This window comes from Streptomyces minutiscleroticus (assembly GCF_014650875.1).
In the GTDB taxonomy this organism is placed as follows: Bacteria; Actinomycetota; Actinomycetes; order Streptomycetales; family Streptomycetaceae; genus Streptomyces; species Streptomyces minutiscleroticus.
Map to the genome: position 1 here is coordinate 594751 of NZ_BMVU01000001.1, position 21213 is coordinate 615963.

The following is a 21213-nucleotide window of genomic DNA, read 5'->3' on the forward strand; positions in this document are numbered from 1 at the left end:
ACCCCTATGGCTGATCACATAGGGTGAAAAGAAAAACGGGAGGTTCGGCGTGTTCGTTGAACGTGCGCCACTTGTCGACTTAGTGTCCTGTTCGGAAGAGTCCAGGGAACAGACACACTGGTAACCCTAAACTTCAGCGTTAGGGTTCGGGTCGGCGTATCGGACCGTCCCATTCGGCATCAGTCGTCGGATCGCGGCACAGCGAGGCGGCGACACGTAACTCGAGGCGAGAGGCCTTCGACGTGGCAGCACCGCAGAACTACCTCGCAGTCATCAAAGTCATCGGTGTCGGCGGCGGTGGTGTCAATGCCATCAACCGGATGATCGAGGTCGGTCTGAAGGGCGTCGAGTTCATCGCCATCAACACCGACGCGCAGGCGTTGTTGATGAGCGACGCCGACGTCAAGCTGGACGTCGGCCGGGAACTCACCCGGGGGCTCGGCGCCGGCGCCAACCCGGCCGTCGGCCGCAAGGCCGCCGAGGACCACCGCGAGGAGATCGAGGAGGTCCTCAAGGGGGCCGACATGGTCTTCGTGACGGCCGGTGAGGGCGGCGGCACGGGCACCGGCGGTGCACCCGTCGTGGCCAACATCGCGCGTTCCCTGGGCGCCCTCACCATCGGCGTCGTCACGCGCCCGTTCACCTTCGAGGGCCGCCGCCGCGCCAACCAGGCCGAGGACGGCATCGCCGAGCTGCGCGAAGAGGTCGACACCCTCATCGTCATCCCGAACGACCGGCTGCTGTCCATCTCGGACCGCCAGGTCAGCGTGCTCGACGCCTTCAAGTCCGCCGACCAGGTCCTGCTCTCCGGCGTCCAGGGCATCACCGATCTCATCACCACGCCCGGCCTGATCAACCTCGACTTCGCCGACGTCAAGTCCGTGATGTCCGAGGCCGGTTCCGCGCTCATGGGCATCGGCTCGGCCCGCGGCGACGACCGCGCGGTGGCCGCCGCCGAGATGGCGATCTCCTCGCCGCTCCTCGAGGCGTCCATCGACGGCGCCCGGGGCGTGCTGCTGTCCATCTCCGGCGGCTCGGACCTCGGCCTGTTCGAGATCAACGAGGCGGCCCAGCTGGTGAGCGAGGCCGCCCACCCGGAAGCCAACATCATCTTCGGCGCCGTCATCGACGACGCGCTCGGCGACGAGGTGCGGGTCACCGTGATCGCCGCCGGTTTCGACGGCGGACAGCCGCCGGCCAAGCGGGACAACGTCCTCGGCTCCTCCTCCGCCAAGCGCGAGGAGCCCGCCCCGCCCCGCCCCGTCGAGAGCCGCCCGTCCTTCGGCGCGCTCGGCAGCGTCACGCCGAAGGAGGCCCCGGAGCCCGCCGCGCCCGAGCCGGCCCCGGCCCCCGAACTGCCGGTCTCCCCGCCGGTCCCGCCGTCGCGCGCCTACTCGGACAGCGCGGCCGAGGAGCTGGACGTACCGGACTTCCTGAAGTGATAGGACCACGCTCCGGCACGAGCACGACGAGCGGCGCGCACTTCGGCTTCACCGACCGGTGGGGCGGGGTGAGCGCCGCTCCGTACGAGGAGCTCAACCTCGGCGGGGCGGTCGGCGACGCCCCCGAGGCGGTACGGGCCAACCGCGAGATCGCCGCCAAGTCGCTGGGGATCGACCCGGCGCGCGTCGTGTGGATGAACCAGGTGCACGGACGGGACGTCGCCGTGGTCGACGGACCGTGGGGCGAGCGCCCCGTGCCCGAGGTCGACGCGGTCGTCACCGCCCGCCGCGGCCTCGCCCTCGCCGTGCTCACCGCCGACTGCACCCCCGTCCTGCTGGCCGACCCGGTCGCCGGGGTCGTCGCCGCCGCCCACGCCGGCCGGCCCGGCATGGTCGCCGGGGTCGTGCCCGCCGCCGTCGAGGCGATGGTCCGGCTCGGCGCCGAGCCCGCCCGGATCGTCGCCCGCACGGGCCCCGCCGTCTGCGGCCGCTGCTACGAGGTCCCCGCGGACATGCGGGACGAGGTGGCCGCCGTCGAGCCGGCCGCGTACGCCGAGACGAGCTGGGGCACACCCGCCGTGGACGTGACCGCCGGCGTGCACGCACAGCTCGAACGGCTCGGAGTGCGCGACCGTGAGCGGTCCTCCGTGTGCACGCGGGAGTCGGACGATCACTTCTCGTACCGCCGCGACCGCACCACGGGGCGGCTCGCGGGCTATGTATGGCTGGACTGATGGGGCATGACGGAACGTAAGGATCAACTCGCCGCGAACCTGGCGAAGGTGGAGGAGCGCATCGCCGCGGCGTGCGCGGCGGCGGGCCGCGCCCGCGAGGAGGTGACCCTGATCGTGGTCACCAAGACGTACCCCGCGAGCGACGTGCGCGTCCTGTGTGAACTGGGCGTGCGGCACGTCGCCGAGAACCGCGACCAGGACGCGGCGCCCAAGGCCGCCGCGTGCGCGGACCTGCCGCTGACGTGGCACTTCGTCGGTCAACTGCAGACCAATAAAGTACGTTCCGTGGTCGGTTACGCGGACTTCGTGCAGTCCGTCGACCGGTCCAGGCTGGTCGCGGCGCTGTCCCGGGAGGCGGTGCGCGCCGGGCGCGAGGTGGGGTGCCTCCTGCAGGTCGCGCTCGACGCGGACGAGAGCGGGCGGGGAGCCCGCGGGGGTGTGGCGCCCGAGGGCGTCCCCGAACTGGCCGACCTCGTGGCCGGGTCGCCGGGGCTGAGGCTCGACGGCCTGATGACCGTCGCCCCGCTCACCGGCCCGTACGCCGGACGCGAACAGGCGGCGTTCGAGCGGCTGATGGATTTGTCGACCGACCTGCGCCGGGCTCATCCGGCTGCGAACATGGTCTCGGCAGGGATGAGCTCGGACCTCGAGCAGGCCGTGGCGGCCGGAGCGACACATGTGCGCATCGGTACCGCGGTACTCGGAGTCCGTGCCGGGCTCGGGTAACGTCGCCAAGAAGTCGGACCACAGCAGAAAATATGGTCATTACCGCCACGAAGGCGGGCATACGACCTCGTGGATCGCGGGCACTTGGCAATCGTCAGCCGATCCACCACAGAGCGGAGGACTCAGAGCATGGCCGGCGCGATGCGCAAGATGGCGGTCTACCTCGGCCTCGTGGAGGACGATGGGTACGACGGCCGGGGTTTCGACCCCGACGACGACTTCGAGCCCGAACTCGATCCGGAGCCCGAGCGGGACCACCGGCGGCACGATCCGCCGCATCAGGCGCACCCGCCCCACCGGGAGGAACCGGTACGCGTGGTACAGCCCCCGGCGCAGCGCGACCCGGTGTCCCATTCCGCACCGCTTCCCGCCGAAACCGGGCGTCCGGCGCGTATCGCACCCGTGGCGTCCATCACACAAGAACGTCAGAGTCTGGAGAAGAACGCGCCGGTGATCATGCCCAAGGTCGTGTCCGAGCGAGAGCCGTACCGGATCACCACGCTCCACCCCCGGACCTACAACGAGGCCCGTACCATCGGGGAACACTTCCGTGAGGGCACTCCGGTGATCATGAATCTCACGGAGATGGACGACACCGACGCGAAGCGACTTGTCGACTTTGCGGCCGGTCTGGTCTTCGGCCTGCACGGCAGCATCGAGCGGGTGACGCAGAAGGTGTTCCTGTTGTCTCCTGCTAACGTCGATGTCACGGCGGAGGACAAGGCCCGCATCGCAGAGGGCGGGTTCTTCAACCAGAGCTGATACGCAGGACCAGACACAGCACGGAAACAGGGGAGAGGGAAGCACGGATCATGGGCGTGGTCTTGGATGTCGTCTACATCGCGCTGATGTGCTTCCTCATCGTGCTGATCTTCCGGTTGGTCATGGACTACGTCTTCCAGTTCGCCCGCTCGTGGCAACCCGGCAAGGCGATGGTGGTCGTTCTGGAGGCCACTTACACTGTCACTGATCCACCGCTCAAGCTTCTGCGGCGGTTCATCCCGCCGCTGCGTCTCGGGGGCGTGGCGCTCGACTTGTCCTTCTTCGTACTGATGATCATCGTCTACATCCTGATCTCCGTTGTGAGCCGGCTGTGAACGATACGGTCTTGCCGAACGCCGACGATGCCGACGACTACGTTGAGGTGAAGAGATGCCGTTGACCCCCGAGGACGTGCGGAACAAGCAGTTCACGACCGTCCGCCTCCGAGAAGGCTATGACGAGGACGAGGTCGATGCCTTCCTCGACGAGGTCGAGGCCGAGCTGACCCGTCTGCTCCGTGAGAACGAGGACCTGCGCGCCAAGCTGGCGGCGGCCACGCGTGCCGCGGCCCAGAACCAGCAGCAGGGCATGCGCAAACCCCCCGAGCAGCAGGACCAGCAGCAGCACCCGCAGCACCCGCAGCAGCAGGGCATGCGCGGTCCGGGCGCCCCCGTGCCCGCCGCCATATCGGGCCCGCAGCCGGTTCCGCCGCAGCAGCAGCAGATGGGCGGCCCCATGGGCGGTCCTCCGCAGCTGCCGAGCGGCGCGCCGCAGCTGCCCGCAGGCCCCGGCGGCCAGGGCGGTCCGCAGGGTCCCGGCCCGATGGGCCAGGGTCCGATGGGTCAGGGCCCGGGTCCGATGCAGCAGCAGATGGGCGGCCCCATGGGCGGTCCCATGGGCGGCCCGATGGGCGGCCACGGCGGCCCGCAGATGCCCCAGCCCGGTCAGGGCCCCGGCGGCGACAGCGCCGCGCGCGTCCTGTCGCTGGCCCAGCAGACCGCGGACCAGGCGATCGCCGAGGCCCGCTCCGAGGCCAACAAGATCGTCGGTGAGGCCCGCAGCCGTGCCGAGGGTCTGGAGCGCGACGCCCGCGCCAAGGCCGACGCCCTGGAGCGGGACGCCCAGGAGAAGCACCGCGTCGCGATGGGCTCCCTGGAGTCCGCCCGCGCCACGCTGGAGCGCAAGGTCGAGGACCTGCGCGGTTTCGAGCGCGAGTACCGCACGCGGCTGAAGTCCTACCTGGAGTCGCAGCTGCGCCAGCTGGAGACCCAGGCCGACGACTCGCTGGCCCCGCCGCGGACGCCCGCGACCGCCTCGCTGCCCTCCTCGGCCCCGTCCATGGCCCCGGCCGGCGCGAGCGCCCCGTCCTACGGCGGCAACCAGTCGATGGGCGGCGGACCCGGCCAGGGCGGCCCGTCCTACGGCGGCGGCCAGCAGCAGATGTCGCCGGCCATGACCCAGCCGATGGCGCCGGTGCGGCCGCAGGGCCCGTCCCCGATGGGGCAGGCTCCGTCGCCGATGCGCGGCTTCCTCATCGACGAGGACGACAACTGACGGTCTTCCTCACGTCGTAGACGTCGGCAGCGTTCAGGGCGGGGCCCCGGGAGTACGTCTCCCGGGGCCCCGCCCTTGTCGTACGCGGGCTCCCGGTGCGCCGGGGCCCCGGTCCGGGGTCGCTCGTTCGGCTGGAACGGCGGCACGGTACACGGCGGGGCGCGGAAGGCGGCGCAGGCGCGCTCTCGCGCACCCGTTCCGGACGGAACCGGCGTTCGCGCGGGACGGGCCGGATGTGAACAGGTGTTCGTATCGGGCGGGCGTCCGTACGGGCGCCCGCACGGACGGAGGGCGGCGACGCCGAAGGCCCGGGGCCGCCGGAGGAGATCCGGGGCCCCGGGCCTTCGCGCGCTCGCTACGCCCTGCGGAGACGGAAGACGAGGGACAGGCCCTCGTCGACGAAGGCGGAGCCGAAGCTGTCGTCCGCCTCGCCCTGCCCGAAGTCCGTGGCGAGTACCTCGTCGGCGATGAGCGCCTCGTGCTCGGACAGTGCCGCGACGACCGCCGGGTCCGTGGACGTCCAGCGCAGCACGATGCGGTCGGCGACGTCCAGGCCGCTGTTCTTGCGGGCCTCCTGGATCAGCCGGATCGCGTCACGGGCCAGGCCCGCCCGGCGCAGCTCCTCGGTGATCTCCAGGTCCAGGGCGACCGTGGCACCGGAGTCGGAGGCCACGGACCAGCCCTCGCGCGGGGTCTCCGTGATGATCACCTCGTCGGGCGCGAGTGTGATCGTCTCGCCGTCGACCTCCACCGACGCCGTGCCCTCGCGCAGGGCCAGGGACAGCGCGGCCGCGTCGGCGTTCGCGACGGCCCTGGCCACGTCCTGCACGCGCTTGCCGAAGCGCTTGCCGAGCGCGCGGAAGTTCGCCTTGGCGGTGGTGTCCACCAGCGAGCCGCCCACCTCGGAGAGCGAGGCCAGCGAGGAGACGTTCAGCTCCTCGGTGATCTGCGCGTGCAGCTCGCGGTCGAGCGTCTCGAAGCCGGCCGCCGCCACCAGCGCGCGCGACAGCGGCTGGCGGGTCTTGACGCCCGACTCCGCGCGGGTGGCGCGGCCCAGCTCGACCAGTCGGCGCACGAGCACCATCTGCCGCGACAGCTCCGGGTCGACGGCGGTGAGGTCCGCCTGGGGCCAGGAGGACAGGTGCACGGACTCCGGGGCGCCCGGGGTGACGGGCACGATCAGGTCCTGCCAGACCCGCTCGGTGATGAACGGGGTCAGCGGGGCCATCAGCTTCGTGACCGTCTCCACGACCTCGTGCAGGGTGCGCAGCGCGGCCTTGTCGCCCTGCCAGAAGCGGCGGCGCGAGCGGCGCACGTACCAGTTGGACAGGTCGTCGACGAACGCGGACAGCAGCTTGCCGGCGCGCTGGGTGTCGTACGCCTCCAGGGCCTGGGTGACCTGGTCGGTGAGCGCGTGCAGCTCGGAGAGCAGCCAGCGGTCCAGGACCGGGCGGTCGGCCGGGGCCGGGTCGGCCTCCGACGGCGCCCAGCCCGCGGTGCGGGCGTACAGGGCCTGGAAGGCGACGGTGTTCCAGTAGGTCAGCAGCGTCTTGCGGACGACCTCCTGGATCGTGCCGTGGCCGACGCGGCGGGCCGCCCACGGGGAGCCGCCGGCCGCCATGAACCAGCGCACCGCGTCCGCGCCGTGCTGGTCCATGAGCGGGATCGGCTGCAGGATGTTGCCCAGGTGCTTGGACATCTTGCGGCCGTCCTCGGCGAGGATGTGGCCGAGGCACACGACGTTCTCGTACGACGACTTGTCGAACACCAGCGTGCCGACCGCCATCAGCGTGTAGAACCAGCCGCGGGTCTGGTCGATGGCCTCCGAGATGAACTGCGCCGGGTAGCGGCTCTCGAAGAGCTCCTTGTTCTTGTACGGGTAGCCCCACTGCGCGAACGGCATCGAGCCCGAGTCGTACCAGGCGTCGATCACCTCGGGGACGCGCACGGCCGTCTTCGCGCACTCCGGGCAGGCGAACGTGACCTCGTCGATGTACGGGCGGTGCGGGTCGAGGTCCGACTGGTCGGTGCCGGTCAGCTCGGTCAGCTCGGCGCGCGAGCCGACGCAGGTGAGGTGGCCGTCCTCGCAGCGCCACAGTGGCAGCGGGGTGCCCCAGTAGCGGCTGCGGGAGAGCGCCCAGTCGATGTTGTTGTTCAGCCAGTCGCCGAAGCGGCCGTGCTTGACCGACTCCGGGAACCAGTTGGTCTTCTCGTTCTCCTGGAGGAGGCGGTCCTTGACGGCCGTGGTGCGGATGTACCAGGACGGCTGCGCGTAATAGAGGAGCGCCGTGTGGCAGCGCCAGCAGTGCGGGTAGCTGTGCTCGTACGGCAGGTGCCGGAAGAGCAGGCCGCGGTCCTTCAGGTCCGCGGTGAGCGCTTCGTCGGCCTTCTTGAAGAAGACGCCGCCGACCAGGGGCAGGTCCTCCTCGAAGGTGCCGTCCGGGCGGACCGGGTTGACCACGGGCAGGCCGTAGGAGCGGCAGACCTTGAGGTCGTCCTCACCGAAGGCGGGGGACTGGTGGACCAGACCCGTGCCGTCCTCGGTCGTGACGTACTCGGCGTTGACGACGAAATGCGCCGCGGCGGGACCGTGCCCGTCGGTTCCCTCGCCGATGCTCGGGAACTCGACGAAGTCGAAGGGACGTTGATAGGTCCAGCGCTCCATCTCGGCGCCCGTGAAGGTCTCGCCGGTGGTCTCCCAGCCCTCGCCGAGCGCCTTGGCCACCAGCGGCTCGGCGACGACGAGCTTCTCCTCGCCGTTCGTGGCGACGACGTAGGTGACGCCGGGGTGGGCGGCGACCGCGGTGTTGGACACCAGGGTCCACGGGGTCGTCGTCCACACCAGGAGCGCGGCCTCGCCCGCGAGCGGACCGGAGGTGAGCGGGAAACGGACGTACACCGAGGGGTCGACGACCGTCTCGTAGCCCTGCGCCAGCTCGTGGTCGGACAGGCCGGTGCCGCAGCGCGGGCACCAGGGGGCGACGCGGTGGTCCTCGACCAGCAGGCCCTTGTTGAAGATCTCCTTGAGCGACCACCAGACCGACTCCACGTACTCGGGGTCCATGGTCCGGTAGGCGTCGTCCAGGTCCACCCAGTAGCCCATGCGGGTGGTCAGCTCGGCGAAGGCGTCGGTGTGCCGGGTCACGGACTCGCGGCACTTGGCGTTGAACTCGGCGATGCCGTACGCCTCGATGTCCTTCTTGCCGGAGAAGCCGAGCTCCTTCTCGACCGCCAGCTCCACGGGGAGGCCGTGGCAGTCCCAGCCGGCCTTGCGGCCCACGTGGTAGCCGCGCATGGTGCGGAAGCGCGGGAAGACGTCCTTGAAGACGCGTGCCTCGATGTGGTGGGCGCCCGGCATGCCGTTGGCGGTCGGCGGGCCCTCGTAGAAGACCCACTCGGGGCGGCCCTGGGACTGCTCCAGGCTCTTGGCGAAGATCTTCTGCTCGCGCCAGAAGTCGAGCACGGCGTGCTCGAGGGCGGGCAGGTCGACCTGGGCGGGCACCTGGCGGTACTGCGGCTGAGTGTTCAACGGCCTTCCTCCGGCGGACTTGCTGCCTTCCGTCCGGAGGGACGAGAGCCGTATGGCTACGTGCGCCGTGTGCGGCGCGCTCCCGCGGTACCACCCTCCTTGGCCCCCCGGCGCGCCCAGCGCTCCGGTGAGCCCCCTCATTGGGGTCGCGATGCCGGTTCTACTCGCCCTCGGATGCGGGCTTTCCTCCGGCGGCTCCGGGGTGATCTTCACGACGCGCTCGCCCCCGGGCTTCCACCGTCCCCGGGTCGCTCATGGCCGCGTACGCCGCTACTCGTCCCCATCCACGCTTTTCGCTGTGCCCAGTGTACGGCGCCCGGCGGGCGGCGGCGGACCGGTTTTCCCGCCGCCGCCGCGCGGGAGCGGCGGACCGCGGCGGTGACCCGAACGGCGACACCGCGGCGGACACGTTCCGGGGTGCCGGAGCCGGCCGGCGACAGGTCGCGGAGCTGGGAACACCTCCGGCGGGTGCGCCGGGCGGCACTCCGGGGGCGGCCGGAAGGGGCGGCGTGCCCCGTTGCCGCCGGACTCGAGTCGATTTATCGTCCCAGCACGATTCGCGTGCAAGATCACAATATGTGAAGGGGCCGCGGCCATGGTGGCGAAGAGGACCGCCGTACAGCAGTCGGCGTCGGGCAGATCCACGGGTGCGGCGGGCGCCGGGGGCGTCGGCGCGGAGAAGGCCGCGCGGACGGCGTCCGCGGCGGAGCCGGGCGCCCGGACGGCCGGGGGCGCGGCGCCGTCCGGTTCCGGCGGGCCGTCGGTCGCCGAGACGGACGTCGGGCCCGGTCCCGTGCCCACGAAGAAGTCGGTCGCCGGGCGGACGGCCCTCGGGGGGTCCGGGCGGACGGCCGGCGGGGGGTCCGGGAGGACGGCCGGCGGGGAGGCCGCCTCCGAGGGGACGGCGGGGAAGGAAGGGGCCGGGAGGAAGGCAGGGGCCGAGAAGGCGGAGGGGAAGAGGACCGCGGCCCGGAAGGCGGCGGGGAAGAAGGCCGCGGCGGGGAAGGCCGCTGCCGGGGACACCGCTGTCCCTGGTGCTGCCCCCGGCACCGGCGCCGGGGGCGCCGCCCCCGGGGACGGTGCCGGGAAGGCCGCCCCCGGGGCGGACGCCGCGCGGCACGGCGGTCGTGCGGACGGCCCGAGGGATGCCGGGGGCGCGGTGGGGAAGAACGTGGAGCGGACGGACGGCGGAGCGGCCGGGGAGAGGACCGCCCCGGGGGCGGCGGCCGGGAGCACGACCGACAAGGCGGTCGCTCGCGCGGCCGAGGACGCGGCCGAGGCCGCGACGACGACGGGAGCCACGACGGTGGTTGCGAAGAAGAGTCCTGGCACGGCCGCGGCGACGGACGAGCACACCGCGGTCCCCAAGGCGCGTTCCGCGGCGGCGGAGCCCGGCGAGCTTCCGGTGCGCCCCGGCGAGGAGCCCTGGACGCCCGAGGAGGTGGAGGAGGCCCGCGGGGAGCTGGACTCCGAGGCGGAGCGGCTGCGCGCCGAGATCGACTCCTCCGAGAGGGCCCTGGCGGGCCTGATGCGCGACTCCGGCGACGGTGCCGGGGACGACCAGGCCGACACCGGGACCAAGAACATCACCCGCGAGCACGAGATGGCGCTCGCGGCCAACGCGCGCGAGATGCTCCTGCAGACCGAGCGGGCCCTGCAGCGCCTCGACGCGGGCACGTACGGCCTGTGCGAGAACTGCGGCCGTCCCATCGGCAAGGCGCGCATGCAGGCGTTCCCGCGCGCCACCCTGTGCGTCGAGTGCAAGCAGAAGCAGGAGCGGCGCCCCTGAGGGGCGCCGCCCCGCCGGCGGCCGGGCACCGGGAGGACGCCGCCCCGCCGGCCGGGCGCACCCGCACGCCGCCGATCGTCCCCGTGCCCCTCCTGAGCACGTGGCCGCGCGGGGACGTGCCGTACTCTCGTCTCCAGTCAGGCACCTAGGTTGAGGGACTCACGTGGCAGAGGCGGAGCGCATCATCGGTACGCCGGACACCCCGCGCGCGGCGGGGTCCGAGCCGGGCCAGTCCGACGCGAACGCGGCAGCGGGCGAACGGGCCGGCACCGAAGCGGCGCGGCCCCGTACCGGGGAGCCGTCCGCCCCCGCCCCGGAGCGGGCCCCGGGGGCCGCTCCGGCGGCCCCGGACGCGAGCGCCTCCGCCGGGGGCGCGGCCCCCGCCGAGGGCGCCGCGGCCCGTGCCGGGGACGCTCCCGCCGGTCCGGACGGTTCCGCGCCGGCGGAGGGTTCCCCGCACGCCGGGGCCGCCGCGGCGGGGGAGCGGCCCGGAGGGCGGCGCCGCATCGCCGTGCTCTTCACCGTCGCCGCCCTGGCGTACGCCCTGGACCTGGCCAGCAAGATGCTCGTGGTCGCGAAGCTGGAGCACCACGAGCCGATCGAGATCGTCGGGGAGTGGCTGCGCTTCGAGGCGATCCGCAACGCGGGCGCGGCCTTCGGCTTCGGCGAGGCCTTCACCGTGATCTTCACGGTGATCGCGGCGGTCGTGATCGTGGTGATCGCCCGGCTCGCGCGCAAGCTCTACAGCCTGCCCTGGGCGATCGCGCTCGGCCTGCTCCTCGGCGGGGCGCTGGGCAACCTCACCGACCGGATCTTCCGCTCGCCGGGCGTCTTCGAGGGCGCCGTCGTCGACTTCATCGCGCCCAAGGGCTTCGCGGTGTTCAACCTCGCGGACTCGGCGATCGTGTGCGGCGGCATCCTGATCGTGCTGCTGTCCTTCCGGGGCCTGGACCCGGACGGGACCGTGCACAAGGACTGACCGCGCTCCGGGGCGGGCGTACGGGAGCGGACGGGCGTACGGGAGTGCCGGGCGCGTCCGGCATACTCGACGGGTGAGCACGATTCCCGAGATCCGTACCCTGCCCGTGCCCGACGGCCTGGAGGGCGAGCGCGTCGACGCCGCCATCTCCCGCATGTTCGGCTTCTCCCGTACCAAGGCCGCCGAGCTGGCCGCGGCGGGCAAGGTGCAGGTCGACGGGGCGGTGGTCGGCAAGTCCGAGCGCGTGCACGGTGGTGCCTGGCTGGAGGTCGAGATGCCGCAGGCGCCCGCGCCCGTGCAGATCGTCGCCGAGCCGGTCGAGGGCATGGAGATCGTGCACGACGACGAGGACGTGGTCGTGATCGTCAAGCCGGTCGGGGTGGCCGCCCACCCGAGCCCCGGCTGGACCGGTCCGACCGTGATCGGCGGCCTGGCCGCCGCCGGGTACCGGATCTCCACCTCGGGCGCCGCCGAGCGCCAGGGCATCGTGCACCGCCTGGACGTGGGCACCTCGGGCCTGATGGTGGTGGCCAAGTCGGAGCGCGCGTACACGTCGCTCAAGCGCCAGTTCAAGGAGCGCACGGTCGACAAGCGCTACCACACGCTGGTCCAGGGCCACCCCGACCCGACGAGCGGCACCATCGACGCCCCCATCGGCCGGCACCCGAACCACGACTACAAGTGGGCCGTGACGGCCGAGGGCAAGCCCTCCGTCACGCACTACGACCTCATCGAGGCGTTCCGCGCGGCCTCGCTCCTCGACGTCAAGCTGGAGACCGGGCGCACCCACCAGATCCGCGTGCACATGTCGGCCCACCGCCACCCGTGCGTGGGCGACCTGACCTACGGCGCGGACCCCACGCTGGCCAAGCGGCTCGGCCTGACCCGCCAGTGGCTGCACGCGGTGCGCCTCGGCTTCGAGCATCCGGGCGACGGCCAGTGGGTGGAGTTCGCCAGCGACTACCCCGAGGACCTGCAGAAGGCCCTGGACCGGGTGCGTGAGGAGACCTACGCATGAGCGCGCCGGCCCACGTGGTGCGGGTCGCCGAGGACCCCGCCGACCGCGAGGCCTGCTTCGCGGTCCGCAAGGAGGTCTTCGTCGCCGAGCAGGGCGTCCCCGAGGACATCGAGTACGACGCGTACGACGCCGGCGCGCTGCACGTGATCGCGGTGCGGGAGGACGGGACGCCGCTCGGCACCGGCCGCCTGCTGCACGGTCCCGGCGTGGCGCACAAGACCGGCGGCGACCTCACGGTCGGCTCGCTCGGGCGGCTCGCCGTGACCCGGGAGGCGCGCGGGCTCGGGGTCGGGGCCGCGCTGGTCCGCGCCGTCGAGGACGCGGCCCGCGCGCGGGGTCTCGCGGCGGTCGACCTGCACGCCCAGACGCACGCGCTCGGCTTCTACGAGCGGCTCGGGTACGAGGCGTACGGGCCCGAGTTCCCGGACGCGGGCATTCCGCACCGCGCGATGCGGCGTTCCCTCTAGATCGCTCCGGATCGCGCGGGAAGTCCGGCGCGGGTGTCCGAGCAGGCCGGTCGTACCGGTTAGACGGCCGGGACACGTGGAACGCTTGAGGTCTGGTTGCTTGATCGCCTAGACCCCGCGGAGCACTCACGTGGATCAGTTGGCCCTGTTGTTCGTGCTGCTGCTCGGGGCCGTCGTCAGCGTCCCCGTGGGCGACCGGCTCGGGCTGCCCGCGCCGGTGCTGATGACGGTCTTCGGGATCGTCCTCGCCCTCCTGGAGTTCGTGCCGAACGTCGAGGTCCCGCCCGACCTCATCCTGCCCGCGCTGCTGCCGCCGCTGCTCTACGCCGCCGTGCGGCGCACCTCCTGGCGGCAGTTCGCGGCGAACAAACGGCCGATCTTCCTGCTCGCGGTGGCCCTGGTCTTCGTCACCACGGCGGCCGTGGCGGCCGTGGCCCACACGGTCGTGGCCGGACTGCCGATCGCCGCCGCCGTCGCCCTCGGCGCCCTCGTCGCGCCGCCCGACCCGGTCGCGGCGACCGCCGTCGCGGGCCGCCTCGGGCTGCCCCGGCGCCTGGTGTCGATCCTGGAGGGCGAGGGACTGTTCAACGACGTCACGGCCATCGTGCTCTACCACATCGCGATCTCCGCGGTCGTCAGCGGGACGTTCTCGGCGCCCGAGGCCGCCCTCGACCTGGTGCTGTCCGCCGTCGTCGCGGTCGCCGTCGGCGTCGTCCTGGGCTGGGTCGCCAACCGGCTGATGAGCCTCCTCGACGACGCCACGCTGCAGATCGGCCTCACCCTGCTGGTCCCGTACGGCTCGTACGTGCTGGCCGAGGAGCTGCACGGCTCCGGGGTGCTGGCGGTGCTCACCACCGCGCTGTTCCTCGCGGAGTACGCCTCCGACGCCGACGACGTGCTGACCCGGCTGGCCGGGCACACCTTCTGGGACGTCGTGGACACGCTGATCACCGGCGTCGCGTTCGGGCTCATCGGACTCGAACTGCACATCGCCCTGCGCACCGCCTCCGGCCGCTGGGGCGAGATGCTCGGGCTGGCCGCCGCGGTCGTCGCCGTCGTCGTCTTCGTCCGGCTGGCGTGGCTGCTGCCCGCCACCTGGCTCGCCCGGCGGATGCACCGCAAACGGGACCAGGACGAGGAGATCCCCACGACCTGGCGGGAGACCGTGGTCATGTGGTGGTCCGGCATGCGCGGCGTGGCCTCCGTGGCGCTGGTGCTGGCGATCCCGCTGGAGACGGACGACGGGGCGCCGTTCCCGCACCGCGAGGAGATCGTCTTCATCGCCTTCGGCGTGATCATGACCACGCTGCTCCTCCAGGGGCTCACCCTGCCGTGGCTGGTCAAGCGGCTCGGGGTGCGGGCCGACTCCGAGAGCGAGAAGGAGTTCGAGAAGCAGCTCGCCCTGCGGGCCGCGCGCGCCGCCAAGCAGCGGTTCCACGAGATCGAGAAGGACGAGGAACTGCCCGAGGACCTGGCCGAGCAGCTGCGGCGCCGGGCCCTGGACATCGGCCTGCGGATCAGCCCCGACATCGGCGAGGAGGAGCGGCGCGAGGCGCACCGGCAGCGGGTGAAGCAGATCAGGAAGATCCGCCGGATCCAGGGGGAGATGCTGTCCGCGGCCCGCCACGAGGTGCTGGCGGCGCGCAGCGAGCCGGGCTCCGACCCCGAGATCGTCGACCGAGTCCTGCGCCACCTGGACGTACGCAGTCTGCGCTGAGCGGGGGCGCGGGAGGGCGGCGGAACCGGTGCGCCGCGCGGCGGGCGCTCCTACCATCGGCCGCATGGCACGCAACGTGGTGGTCAGCGGTGGCGGCACGGGCATCGGGCTCGCGACGGCCCGGGCGTTCGCGGCGGACGGTGACCGGGTGCTGCTGCTCGGCCGGCGCGAGCCGGTGCTGCGCGCGGCGGACGTGCCGGGCGCGCTCACCCTCGCGGCCGACCTGAGCGACGTCGGGGCGGTGCGCCGGGTGCGCGCCTTCGTCGCGGAGGAGCTGGGCACCGTGGACGTCCTGGTGCACAGCGCGGGCGGCGCCGGGCAGCGCGTCCCCGGGCCGGTGAGCGACGACCCGCTCGACGTCGCCGCGCACAGCTGGACGGAGAACTTCCGGCTCAACACCCTGACGGCGGTGCTGCTCACCGAGGCGCTGCGGGACCGGCTCGCCTCGCCCGGCGGACGCGTGCTGTTCCTCAGCTCCATCGCCGCCTACCGGGGCTCGGGCAGCGGGTCGTACGGCGGCTCCAAGGCCGCGCTGCACCCGTACGCCTTCGAACTCGCCCGGGACCTGGGCCCGCGCGGCGTCACGGTGAACGTGGTGGCGCCCGGCTACGTCGAGGACACCGGCTTCTTCGGCGGGGCCGTGGACGCGGCGCGCCGCGAGCGGCTGATCGGCGAGACATCCACCGGCCGCGCGGGCACGCCCGGGGACGTCGCCGCGACGCTGCACTGGCTGGCCTCCCACGGCGCCGGGCACATCACCGCCCAGGTGATCCAGGTGAACGGGGGCGCGGAGCGCGGTCACTGAACCGCGCCCCGCGCCCCTGACGGCCGTGTCCGTGCCTCCGGCGGCCGTGCTCCGGCGGAACCGGGTCCGTGCCCCGGCGGCCGTGCCCGTCGTGCCCCCTCAGGGCGGGCCGGTGCCGGTGCCGGTCTCAGCCCTTCCTCGGCACCTCGTGGAACCGGCTGCGGCCGCGCGGCACGTGCCCGTCGCCGCGGCCGTCCGCACGGCCGTCGGGACGGCCGGGCGGCAGCACCGCGTCGGCCGTGTTGACCCGCGGCAGCGCGTAGGGGTGACGCTCGGTCAGCCAGCGGACCATCCGCTCGCGGACGGTGACCCGCACCGTCCAGATGTCGTCCGCGTCCTTGGCGGTCGCCAGGGCGCGCACCTCCAGGGTGGTGGGGGTGGTGTCGGTGACGGACAGGTCCCAGGCACGGCCGTCCCAGGCCGGGCACTCGCGCAGGATGTCGCGCAGCTTCTCGCGCATGGCCTCCACGGGCGCGGAGTGGTCGACGTGGAAGAAGACGGTGCCGGTCATCTGCGGGGTGCCCCGCGACCAGTTCTCGAAGGGCTTGGCGGTGAAGTAGGAGACCGGCATGGTGATCCGCCGGTCGTCCCAGGTGCGGACGGTCAGGAAGGTCAGCGTGATCTCGTCGACGGTGCCCCACTCGCCGTCCACCACCACCGTGTCGCCCAGCCGGACCATGTCGCCGAAGGCGATCTGCAGGCCGGCAAAGAGGTTGCTGAGCGTGGACTGGGCGGCGACGCCGGCGACGATGCCGAGGACGCCGGCCGAGGCCAGCAGGGAGGCGCCGGCCGTGCGCATGCCGGGGAAGGTCAGCAGCATCGCGGCGGCCGCGACCACGCCGACGACCGCGGTCACCACCCGCTGGATCAGCGCCACCTGCGTACGGACCCGGCGGACCCGGGCCGGGTCGCGGTGCGCGTGGGCGTAGCGGGCGTACGAGGACTCCACGACCGCCGCCGCGATGCGGATCACCAGCCAGGCCGTGCAGCCGATGAGGACCAGGGTGAGGCCCCGGCCGATCAGCGCCGACTGGTTCGTGAGGATCCCCATCTGGGGGTAGGCGCCTCTCAGCGCGGCCGTGCACAGGACCACCTGGAGGGGGATCCGGACACGGCGCAGCAGACCCCACAGCGGTGTCTCGCGGTGCCGCTCGTCGGCCCGTCGCAGCAGCCGGTCGACGGCCCACCCGACGACCAGCACGAGCACGACCGTGCCGCCGACGACGATCAACGGACGCAGTACGTTCTCCATGAATGCGAACGTAACCGGCTCCGGGCGGTGATGAACATGTGATCTGGGTCCCGCCCTGGGTAGCGCGCGCGAGCGGAGCCGCCCGCGGACCGGACGCCCCGGCGGGACGGACGGGGCCGCGGGGAACGGACGGCCACGGGGAACGGGGCGGGTCCGGGAGCGGGCTGGTCACGCGGGACGAGGCCGGCCCGGAAGCGCGCGGCCACGGGGAACGGGGCGGGTCCGGGGACGGGCGGGGCCGCCGGGCTGGCACCATGGCCCCATGAACATCATGCTCTTCCACTCGACCTACGGTCTGCGGCCCGCCGTGCGCGACGCGGCGGACCGGCTGCGCGCCGCGGGACACGAGGTGTGGACCCCCGACCTCTTCGAGGGACGCGTCTTCGACACCGTCGAGGAGGGCATGGCCTGCCAGAACGAGATCGGCAACGACGAGCTGCTCAGGCGCGCGGTCCTCGCCGCCGCCCCGTACTCGGGGCGGGGGCTCGTGTACGCCGGGTTCTCCTTCGGCGCCGCGACCGCGCAGACCCTCGCCCTCGGCGACGCCGAGGCGCGCGGCCTGCTGCTCCTGCACGGCACCTCGGACATCGCCGAGAACGCGTCGGTGGACGACCTGCCGGTGCAGCTGCACGTCGCCGAGCCGGACCCGTTCGAGACGGACGACTGGCTGAGCGCCTGGTACCTGCAGATGCGGAAGGCCGGCGCCGACGTGGAGGTCCACCGCTACCCCGGCGCGGGGCACCTGTACACCGACCCGGACCTGCCCGACCACGACGCCGAGGCCGCCGAGGCCACCTGGCGGGTGGCGCTCGGCTTCCTCGACAGCCTGTAGGCCCGCGGCCGCCCGCGCCTACACCGGGGCGTGGACGCGCTCGATCCGCTGGGTGCCGCTGCGCGTGCGGTAGGACCGGGCCCAGGACGCCGTCGCGCCGGGGTCGGTCCGGTCGGACAGCACGTAGTAGTCCATCTGCGCGCGCTCGGCGGTCAGGTCGAGGACGCCGAAGCCGTGGCGGTCGGTGTCGACCCAGTGGACGTGCCGGTTGGCGGCGCGGATCAGCGGTGCGGCGACGGCGGAGACGGTGCCCTCGGCCGCGCCCACGGCGTCGTCCAGGTTGTCGGAGGTGACCGAGGTGACGACGAACTCCGTGGCGGCCGAGGCGGACAGCGGGTACGTGGCGGCGTGCACGGGCACGTCGTTCGCCCACGCCATGTGGATGTCGCCGGTCAGGAAGACCGTGTTCCGGATCGCCTGGTCGCGCAGGTGGGCGAGGAGCTCGCGGCGGTCGGCGGTGTAGCCGTCCCACTGGTCGGTGTTCAGGGCCAGCCCTCCGCGCGGCAGTCCGAGCAGCTCGGCGAGGGGCCCGAGGAGCGTGGCCGGCAGCGAGCCGACCGCGAAGGGCGCGATCATCACCGGGTTGCCGATGAGCCGCCAGGTGGTGTCCGACGCGCTCAGCCCGGCCTTCAGCCAGTCCATCTGGGCGCGGCCGGTGAGGGTGCGCGCGGGGTCGTCGACCGCGCCGCTGCCGGTGGCGGCCTGCTGCGTACGGAAGGTCCGCAGGTCCAGCAGCGACAGGTCGGCGAGGGCGCCGAAGCGCAGCCTGCGGTAGGTGGTGCCCTCGGTCGCCGTGCGGACCGGCATCCACTCGAAGTACGCCTGCCGGGCGGCGGCCTGCCGGGCGGACCACGTGCCCTCCGCGCCCTCGGTGTGGTTCCCGGCCCCGCCGGACCAGGCGTTGTCCGCGAACTCGTGGTCGTCCCAGATCGCGACCACGGGGGCCGCTGCGTGCAGCGCCTGCAGGTCGGGGTCGGTCCTGTAGCGGCCGTGCCGGGTGCGGTAGTCGGCGAGGGTGACGGTCTCGTGCGCGGGGGCGTGCGGGCGCACGACCGTGCCGCGGGCCGCGTACTCCCCGGTCCCGTACTCGTAGACGTAGTCCCCGAGGTGCAGCCAGGCGTCCAGGTCGCCGCGCGCGGCCAGGTGGCGGTGGGCGGAGAAGTGCCCGGCCTCCCAGTTGGCGCAGGAGACCACGCCGAAGCGGAGGTTCGCCACCGCCGCGTCCCGAGCCGGGGCGGTGCGGGTGCGGGCGGCGGGGGAGGCGGCGCCGCCGGCGGTGAAGCGGAACCAGTAGTCCGTCGCGGGCCGCAGACCGCGCACGTCGGCCTTGACGGTGTGGTCACAGGCGGCGGTCGCGGTGACCGCGCCCTCGGCGACGACGTCCGCGAACGCCCGGTCGGCGGCCACCGTCCAGCGCACCTCGACGTCAGGGCCGAGCCCGGAGCCGGGTATCGCCTCGGGCACGGGTGTCACGCGCGTCCACAGCAGGACGCCGTCGGGCAGCGGGTCGCCGGAGGCGACGCCGTGCAGGAAGGCGGGGGTGCCGGTCGCTGCGCGGGCGGGGGACGCGGCGGCGAGGGGGCCCGCCAGGACGGCGCCGGCGGCCGCGGCCCGGACGACCGTGCGGCGGCGCGGCGCGAGGGGAGCGGTGACGGGGGCGGGGACGGCGGTGGCGGCCGGGGAGCCGGCGGCCGCGGGGGAAGGATCACGACGGGTGCTGGTCACGGGCGATCAGATTACTGATCGGTACAGCCGAAGAGCGGGCGGACTCGTGAGAGTTCGCCCGCTCTTCGGTCGGATGTCGCTCGGGGACGGGCCGTCCGGAGGCGCCCGCCCGGGTGCCGTCCGGGACGGCGCGGACTCAGGCCTTGAGCGCCTTGTCGATCGCCGTGTTGAAGTCGGCGACGGTCATCGGGGCGTTCTGCCCGTCCGAGCCGACCAGCTTCTCGCCGTCCATCTTCAGCGTCGGGGTGCCGCTCACGCCGCTCTTGTCGAACTTCTCCGACATCAGCAGCGCCCACTTGTCGTAGGTGCCGTCCTCGACGGCCTTCTGGAACTCCTTGTTGCCCTTGAGCTCGTCGACCGTGTTCGCGACCTTGATCAGGTACGCGTCGTCCTTGAACTTGTCCTCGGTCTCCTCGGGGTGGTACTCCGCCGAGTACAGCGCGGTCTTGTACGCGAGGAACGCCTCCGGGCTCACGTTCAGCGCGGCGCCCATCGCGCTGAGCGCGTTCTTGGACCCCTCGCCCTGGGTGCTGTCGTCGATGAACGTGGCACCGATGTACTGGATCTTGTACTTGCCGTCCTCGACGCCCTTGTCGACCGTCTCGCCGACGGTCTGCTCGAAGCTGGCGCAGACCGGGCAGCGCGGGTCCTCGTACATCTCGAGGGTCTTCTCGGCGCTGTCCTTGCCGATCACGACGGTCGTGCCGTTCTCGCCGGAGGTGTTGGCGGGCTTGACGAGCTTGTCGTCCTTGGCGGCCTCCCAGTGGCCGGGCTTGTTGGCCTGGACGACCGCGTAGCCGATGCCGCCGGCTATCGCGAGCACGGCGACCATCGAGCCGGCGACGATCGCCTGCCGCTTCGCCTTGTCGCGCTTGGCCTGCCGCTCGCGCTCGATGCGCAGCCGCTCGCGGGCCGCCGTCTTCGCCGCCTGGCTGTTCCTCTTGCTCATGGGGGTGATCTCCCTGTGGGGGACGCGCACGTCGCGTGCGCATGATGCGTACGGGGGACTGCTGTGTCTTGTGTCCGCCGGGGCCGGGCGGGGACGCGGGCTCCCGCCCGGGTGTCCCGGCCGGAGTCCGGGCCCGTGGCCCGGCGGCTCGCCGTGCGCTCGCTCCGTCCGCCCGGGGCGGGCCCGCGGGCGGTTCAGACGAGGGCGGCGGCCGGGGCGGGCGGTCCGCGCAGCCCCAGGGAGTGCACCAGGAGGAGGGTGCGCGGGCCGGCGACCCGGCGGACGGGACGCGGCAGCCGGCGTACGGGCGCCGGGCGCGCCGTCACCGCGGCGACCGCGATCAGCAGGGGCCGGAAGGTGGCCGCGGCCACCGCCCGCAGCAGCTGGTCCAGGGCCCGCTCGCCGCGGCGCAGCCAGGCGGCCGCGAGCAGTCCGACGCCGACGTGCGCGCCGAGCAGCAGCCACGCCGTGGCCGGGTCGGCGTGCATCACCAGGGACGCGGCGCGGCCTGCCGGGGCGCCGGTCACGTGCGCCAGCGGGGTGCCGACGCTGCCGCCGCCGCACAGCACGTCGAGGCCGACGGAGCGCAGCGGACCCGCGACGGGGCCGCCCGCCCGGCCGTAGCAGACGTGCTGGCCGGTGGTGAACACCGTGTCGGCGGCCAGCTCCAGCGGGATCAGCAGGGCGGAGATCGCTCCGAAGCCCCGCTCGCGGCCCGCCAGGGCGTATGCGACGGCGAACACGGCGGCCGAGATCACGGCCACCGTGCCCAGCGGCAGCGGGGCCCGGGACAGCAGGACGTGCGACGCGGTGGAGAGCGTCACGACGACAGCCGTGAACAGCGCCGCGCGTACGGCTCTGAGCTGGGTCCCGGTTATGTCCATGGCGGAGGGAAGTGTCCCACGTGCTCCTGTAAGGGGCCGTTAAAGGGCC

General features: G+C 73.2%; 18 protein-coding genes. 13 read left to right on the forward strand and 5 right to left on the reverse strand.

Features of this window, described 5'->3' with window-relative positions; translation table 11 throughout:
* Positions 1-242 precede the first annotated feature (242 nt).
* The 6 genes from ftsZ to IE271_RS02405 all read left to right on the forward strand — a co-directional run bounded on the left by ftsZ (position 243) and on the right by IE271_RS02405 (position 5218).
* Positions 243-1442, forward strand: coding sequence for a cell division protein FtsZ (gene ftsZ, locus IE271_RS02380; protein WP_190188401.1), 1200 nt, complete (start codon positions 243-245; stop codon positions 1440-1442).
* The gene (pgeF, locus tag IE271_RS02385; protein ID WP_190188402.1) at positions 1439-2176 is read left to right on the forward strand and encodes a peptidoglycan editing factor PgeF; all 738 of its coding nucleotides are present in this window, start codon (positions 1439-1441) and stop codon (positions 2174-2176) included. The genes ftsZ and pgeF overlap by 4 nt, the downstream gene beginning before the upstream one ends.
* Positions 2177-2182: 6 nt before the next feature.
* Entirely contained in the window at positions 2183-2902 is a 720-nt protein-coding gene (locus IE271_RS02390) for a YggS family pyridoxal phosphate-dependent enzyme (RefSeq protein WP_190188403.1), read from the forward strand.
* A 129-nt stretch (positions 2903-3031) separates the two neighbouring features.
* On the forward strand, positions 3032-3664 hold the full coding sequence (locus IE271_RS02395; protein WP_190188404.1) for a cell division protein SepF: 633 nt from the start codon (positions 3032-3034) through the stop codon (positions 3662-3664).
* 50 nt (positions 3665-3714) lie between these two features.
* On the forward strand, positions 3715-3999 hold the full coding sequence (locus IE271_RS02400) for a YggT family protein (protein WP_188339419.1): 285 nt from the start codon (positions 3715-3717) through the stop codon (positions 3997-3999).
* 55 nt (positions 4000-4054) lie between these two features.
* Positions 4055-5218 carry a DivIVA domain-containing protein gene (locus IE271_RS02405; protein ID WP_190188405.1) on the forward strand — a complete coding sequence of 388 codons (1164 nt, stop codon included), beginning with the start codon at positions 4055-4057 and terminating at the stop codon, positions 5216-5218.
* Between the two features lie 355 nt (positions 5219-5573).
* On the opposite strand, the gene ileS is transcribed toward IE271_RS02405, so the two are convergent.
* The gene (ileS, locus tag IE271_RS02410) at positions 5574-8747 is read right to left on the reverse strand and encodes an isoleucine--tRNA ligase (protein WP_190188406.1); all 3174 of its coding nucleotides are present in this window, start codon (positions 8745-8747) and stop codon (positions 5574-5576) included.
* Positions 8748-9342: 595 nt separating this feature from the next.
* Here ileS and IE271_RS43830 point away from each other — a divergent pair.
* From IE271_RS43830 to IE271_RS02440, 6 genes are all read left to right on the forward strand, one after another.
* On the forward strand, positions 9343-10536 hold the full coding sequence (locus IE271_RS43830) for a TraR/DksA family transcriptional regulator (RefSeq protein WP_190188407.1): 1194 nt from the start codon (positions 9343-9345) through the stop codon (positions 10534-10536).
* Positions 10537-10699: 163 nt separating this feature from the next.
* A complete protein-coding gene (gene lspA, locus IE271_RS02420) occupies positions 10700-11515 on the forward strand; it encodes a signal peptidase II (protein ID WP_190188408.1) in 816 nt (271 codons plus the stop codon).
* Between the two features lie 73 nt (positions 11516-11588).
* Positions 11589-12533 (forward strand): RluA family pseudouridine synthase, encoded by a 945-nt coding sequence (locus IE271_RS02425; RefSeq protein ID WP_190188409.1) that lies wholly within the window; start codon positions 11589-11591, stop codon positions 12531-12533.
* On the forward strand, positions 12530-13000 hold the full coding sequence (locus IE271_RS02430; protein ID WP_190188410.1) for a GNAT family N-acetyltransferase: 471 nt from the start codon (positions 12530-12532) through the stop codon (positions 12998-13000). The genes IE271_RS02425 and IE271_RS02430 overlap by 4 nt, the downstream gene beginning before the upstream one ends.
* 130 nt (positions 13001-13130) lie before the next feature.
* The gene (locus tag IE271_RS02435) at positions 13131-14717 is read left to right on the forward strand and encodes a Na+/H+ antiporter (RefSeq protein ID WP_190188411.1); all 1587 of its coding nucleotides are present in this window, start codon (positions 13131-13133) and stop codon (positions 14715-14717) included.
* 64 nt (positions 14718-14781) lie between these two features.
* Positions 14782-15522 carry an SDR family NAD(P)-dependent oxidoreductase gene (locus IE271_RS02440; protein WP_190188412.1) on the forward strand — a complete coding sequence of 247 codons (741 nt, stop codon included), beginning with the start codon at positions 14782-14784 and terminating at the stop codon, positions 15520-15522.
* A gap of 127 nt (positions 15523-15649) precedes the next feature.
* Here IE271_RS02440 and IE271_RS02445 read toward each other — a convergent pair whose 3' ends face one another.
* Positions 15650-16774: a mechanosensitive ion channel family protein gene (locus tag IE271_RS02445; protein WP_190188413.1), complete on the reverse strand. Its 1125-nt coding sequence runs from the start codon at positions 16772-16774 to the stop codon at positions 15650-15652.
* Positions 16775-17036: 262 nt separating this feature from the next.
* On the opposite strand from IE271_RS02445, the gene IE271_RS02450 reads away from it, so the two are divergent.
* The gene (locus tag IE271_RS02450; protein ID WP_190188414.1) at positions 17037-17606 is read left to right on the forward strand and encodes a dienelactone hydrolase family protein; all 570 of its coding nucleotides are present in this window, start codon (positions 17037-17039) and stop codon (positions 17604-17606) included.
* A gap of 18 nt (positions 17607-17624) precedes the next feature.
* On the opposite strand, the gene IE271_RS02455 is transcribed toward IE271_RS02450, so the two are convergent.
* The 3 genes from IE271_RS02455 to IE271_RS02465 all read right to left on the reverse strand — a co-directional run bounded on the left by IE271_RS02455 (position 17625) and on the right by IE271_RS02465 (position 21164).
* The gene (locus tag IE271_RS02455; protein ID WP_229919099.1) at positions 17625-19196 is read right to left on the reverse strand and encodes an alkaline phosphatase D family protein; all 1572 of its coding nucleotides are present in this window, start codon (positions 19194-19196) and stop codon (positions 17625-17627) included.
* 271 nt (positions 19197-19467) lie between these two features.
* Entirely contained in the window at positions 19468-20280 is an 813-nt protein-coding gene (locus IE271_RS02460; RefSeq protein ID WP_190188416.1) for a DsbA family protein, read from the reverse strand.
* Between the two features lie 194 nt (positions 20281-20474).
* Positions 20475-21164 (reverse strand): hypothetical protein, encoded by a 690-nt coding sequence (locus IE271_RS02465; protein ID WP_190188417.1) that lies wholly within the window; start codon positions 21162-21164, stop codon positions 20475-20477.
* Positions 21165-21213 lie beyond the last annotated feature (49 nt).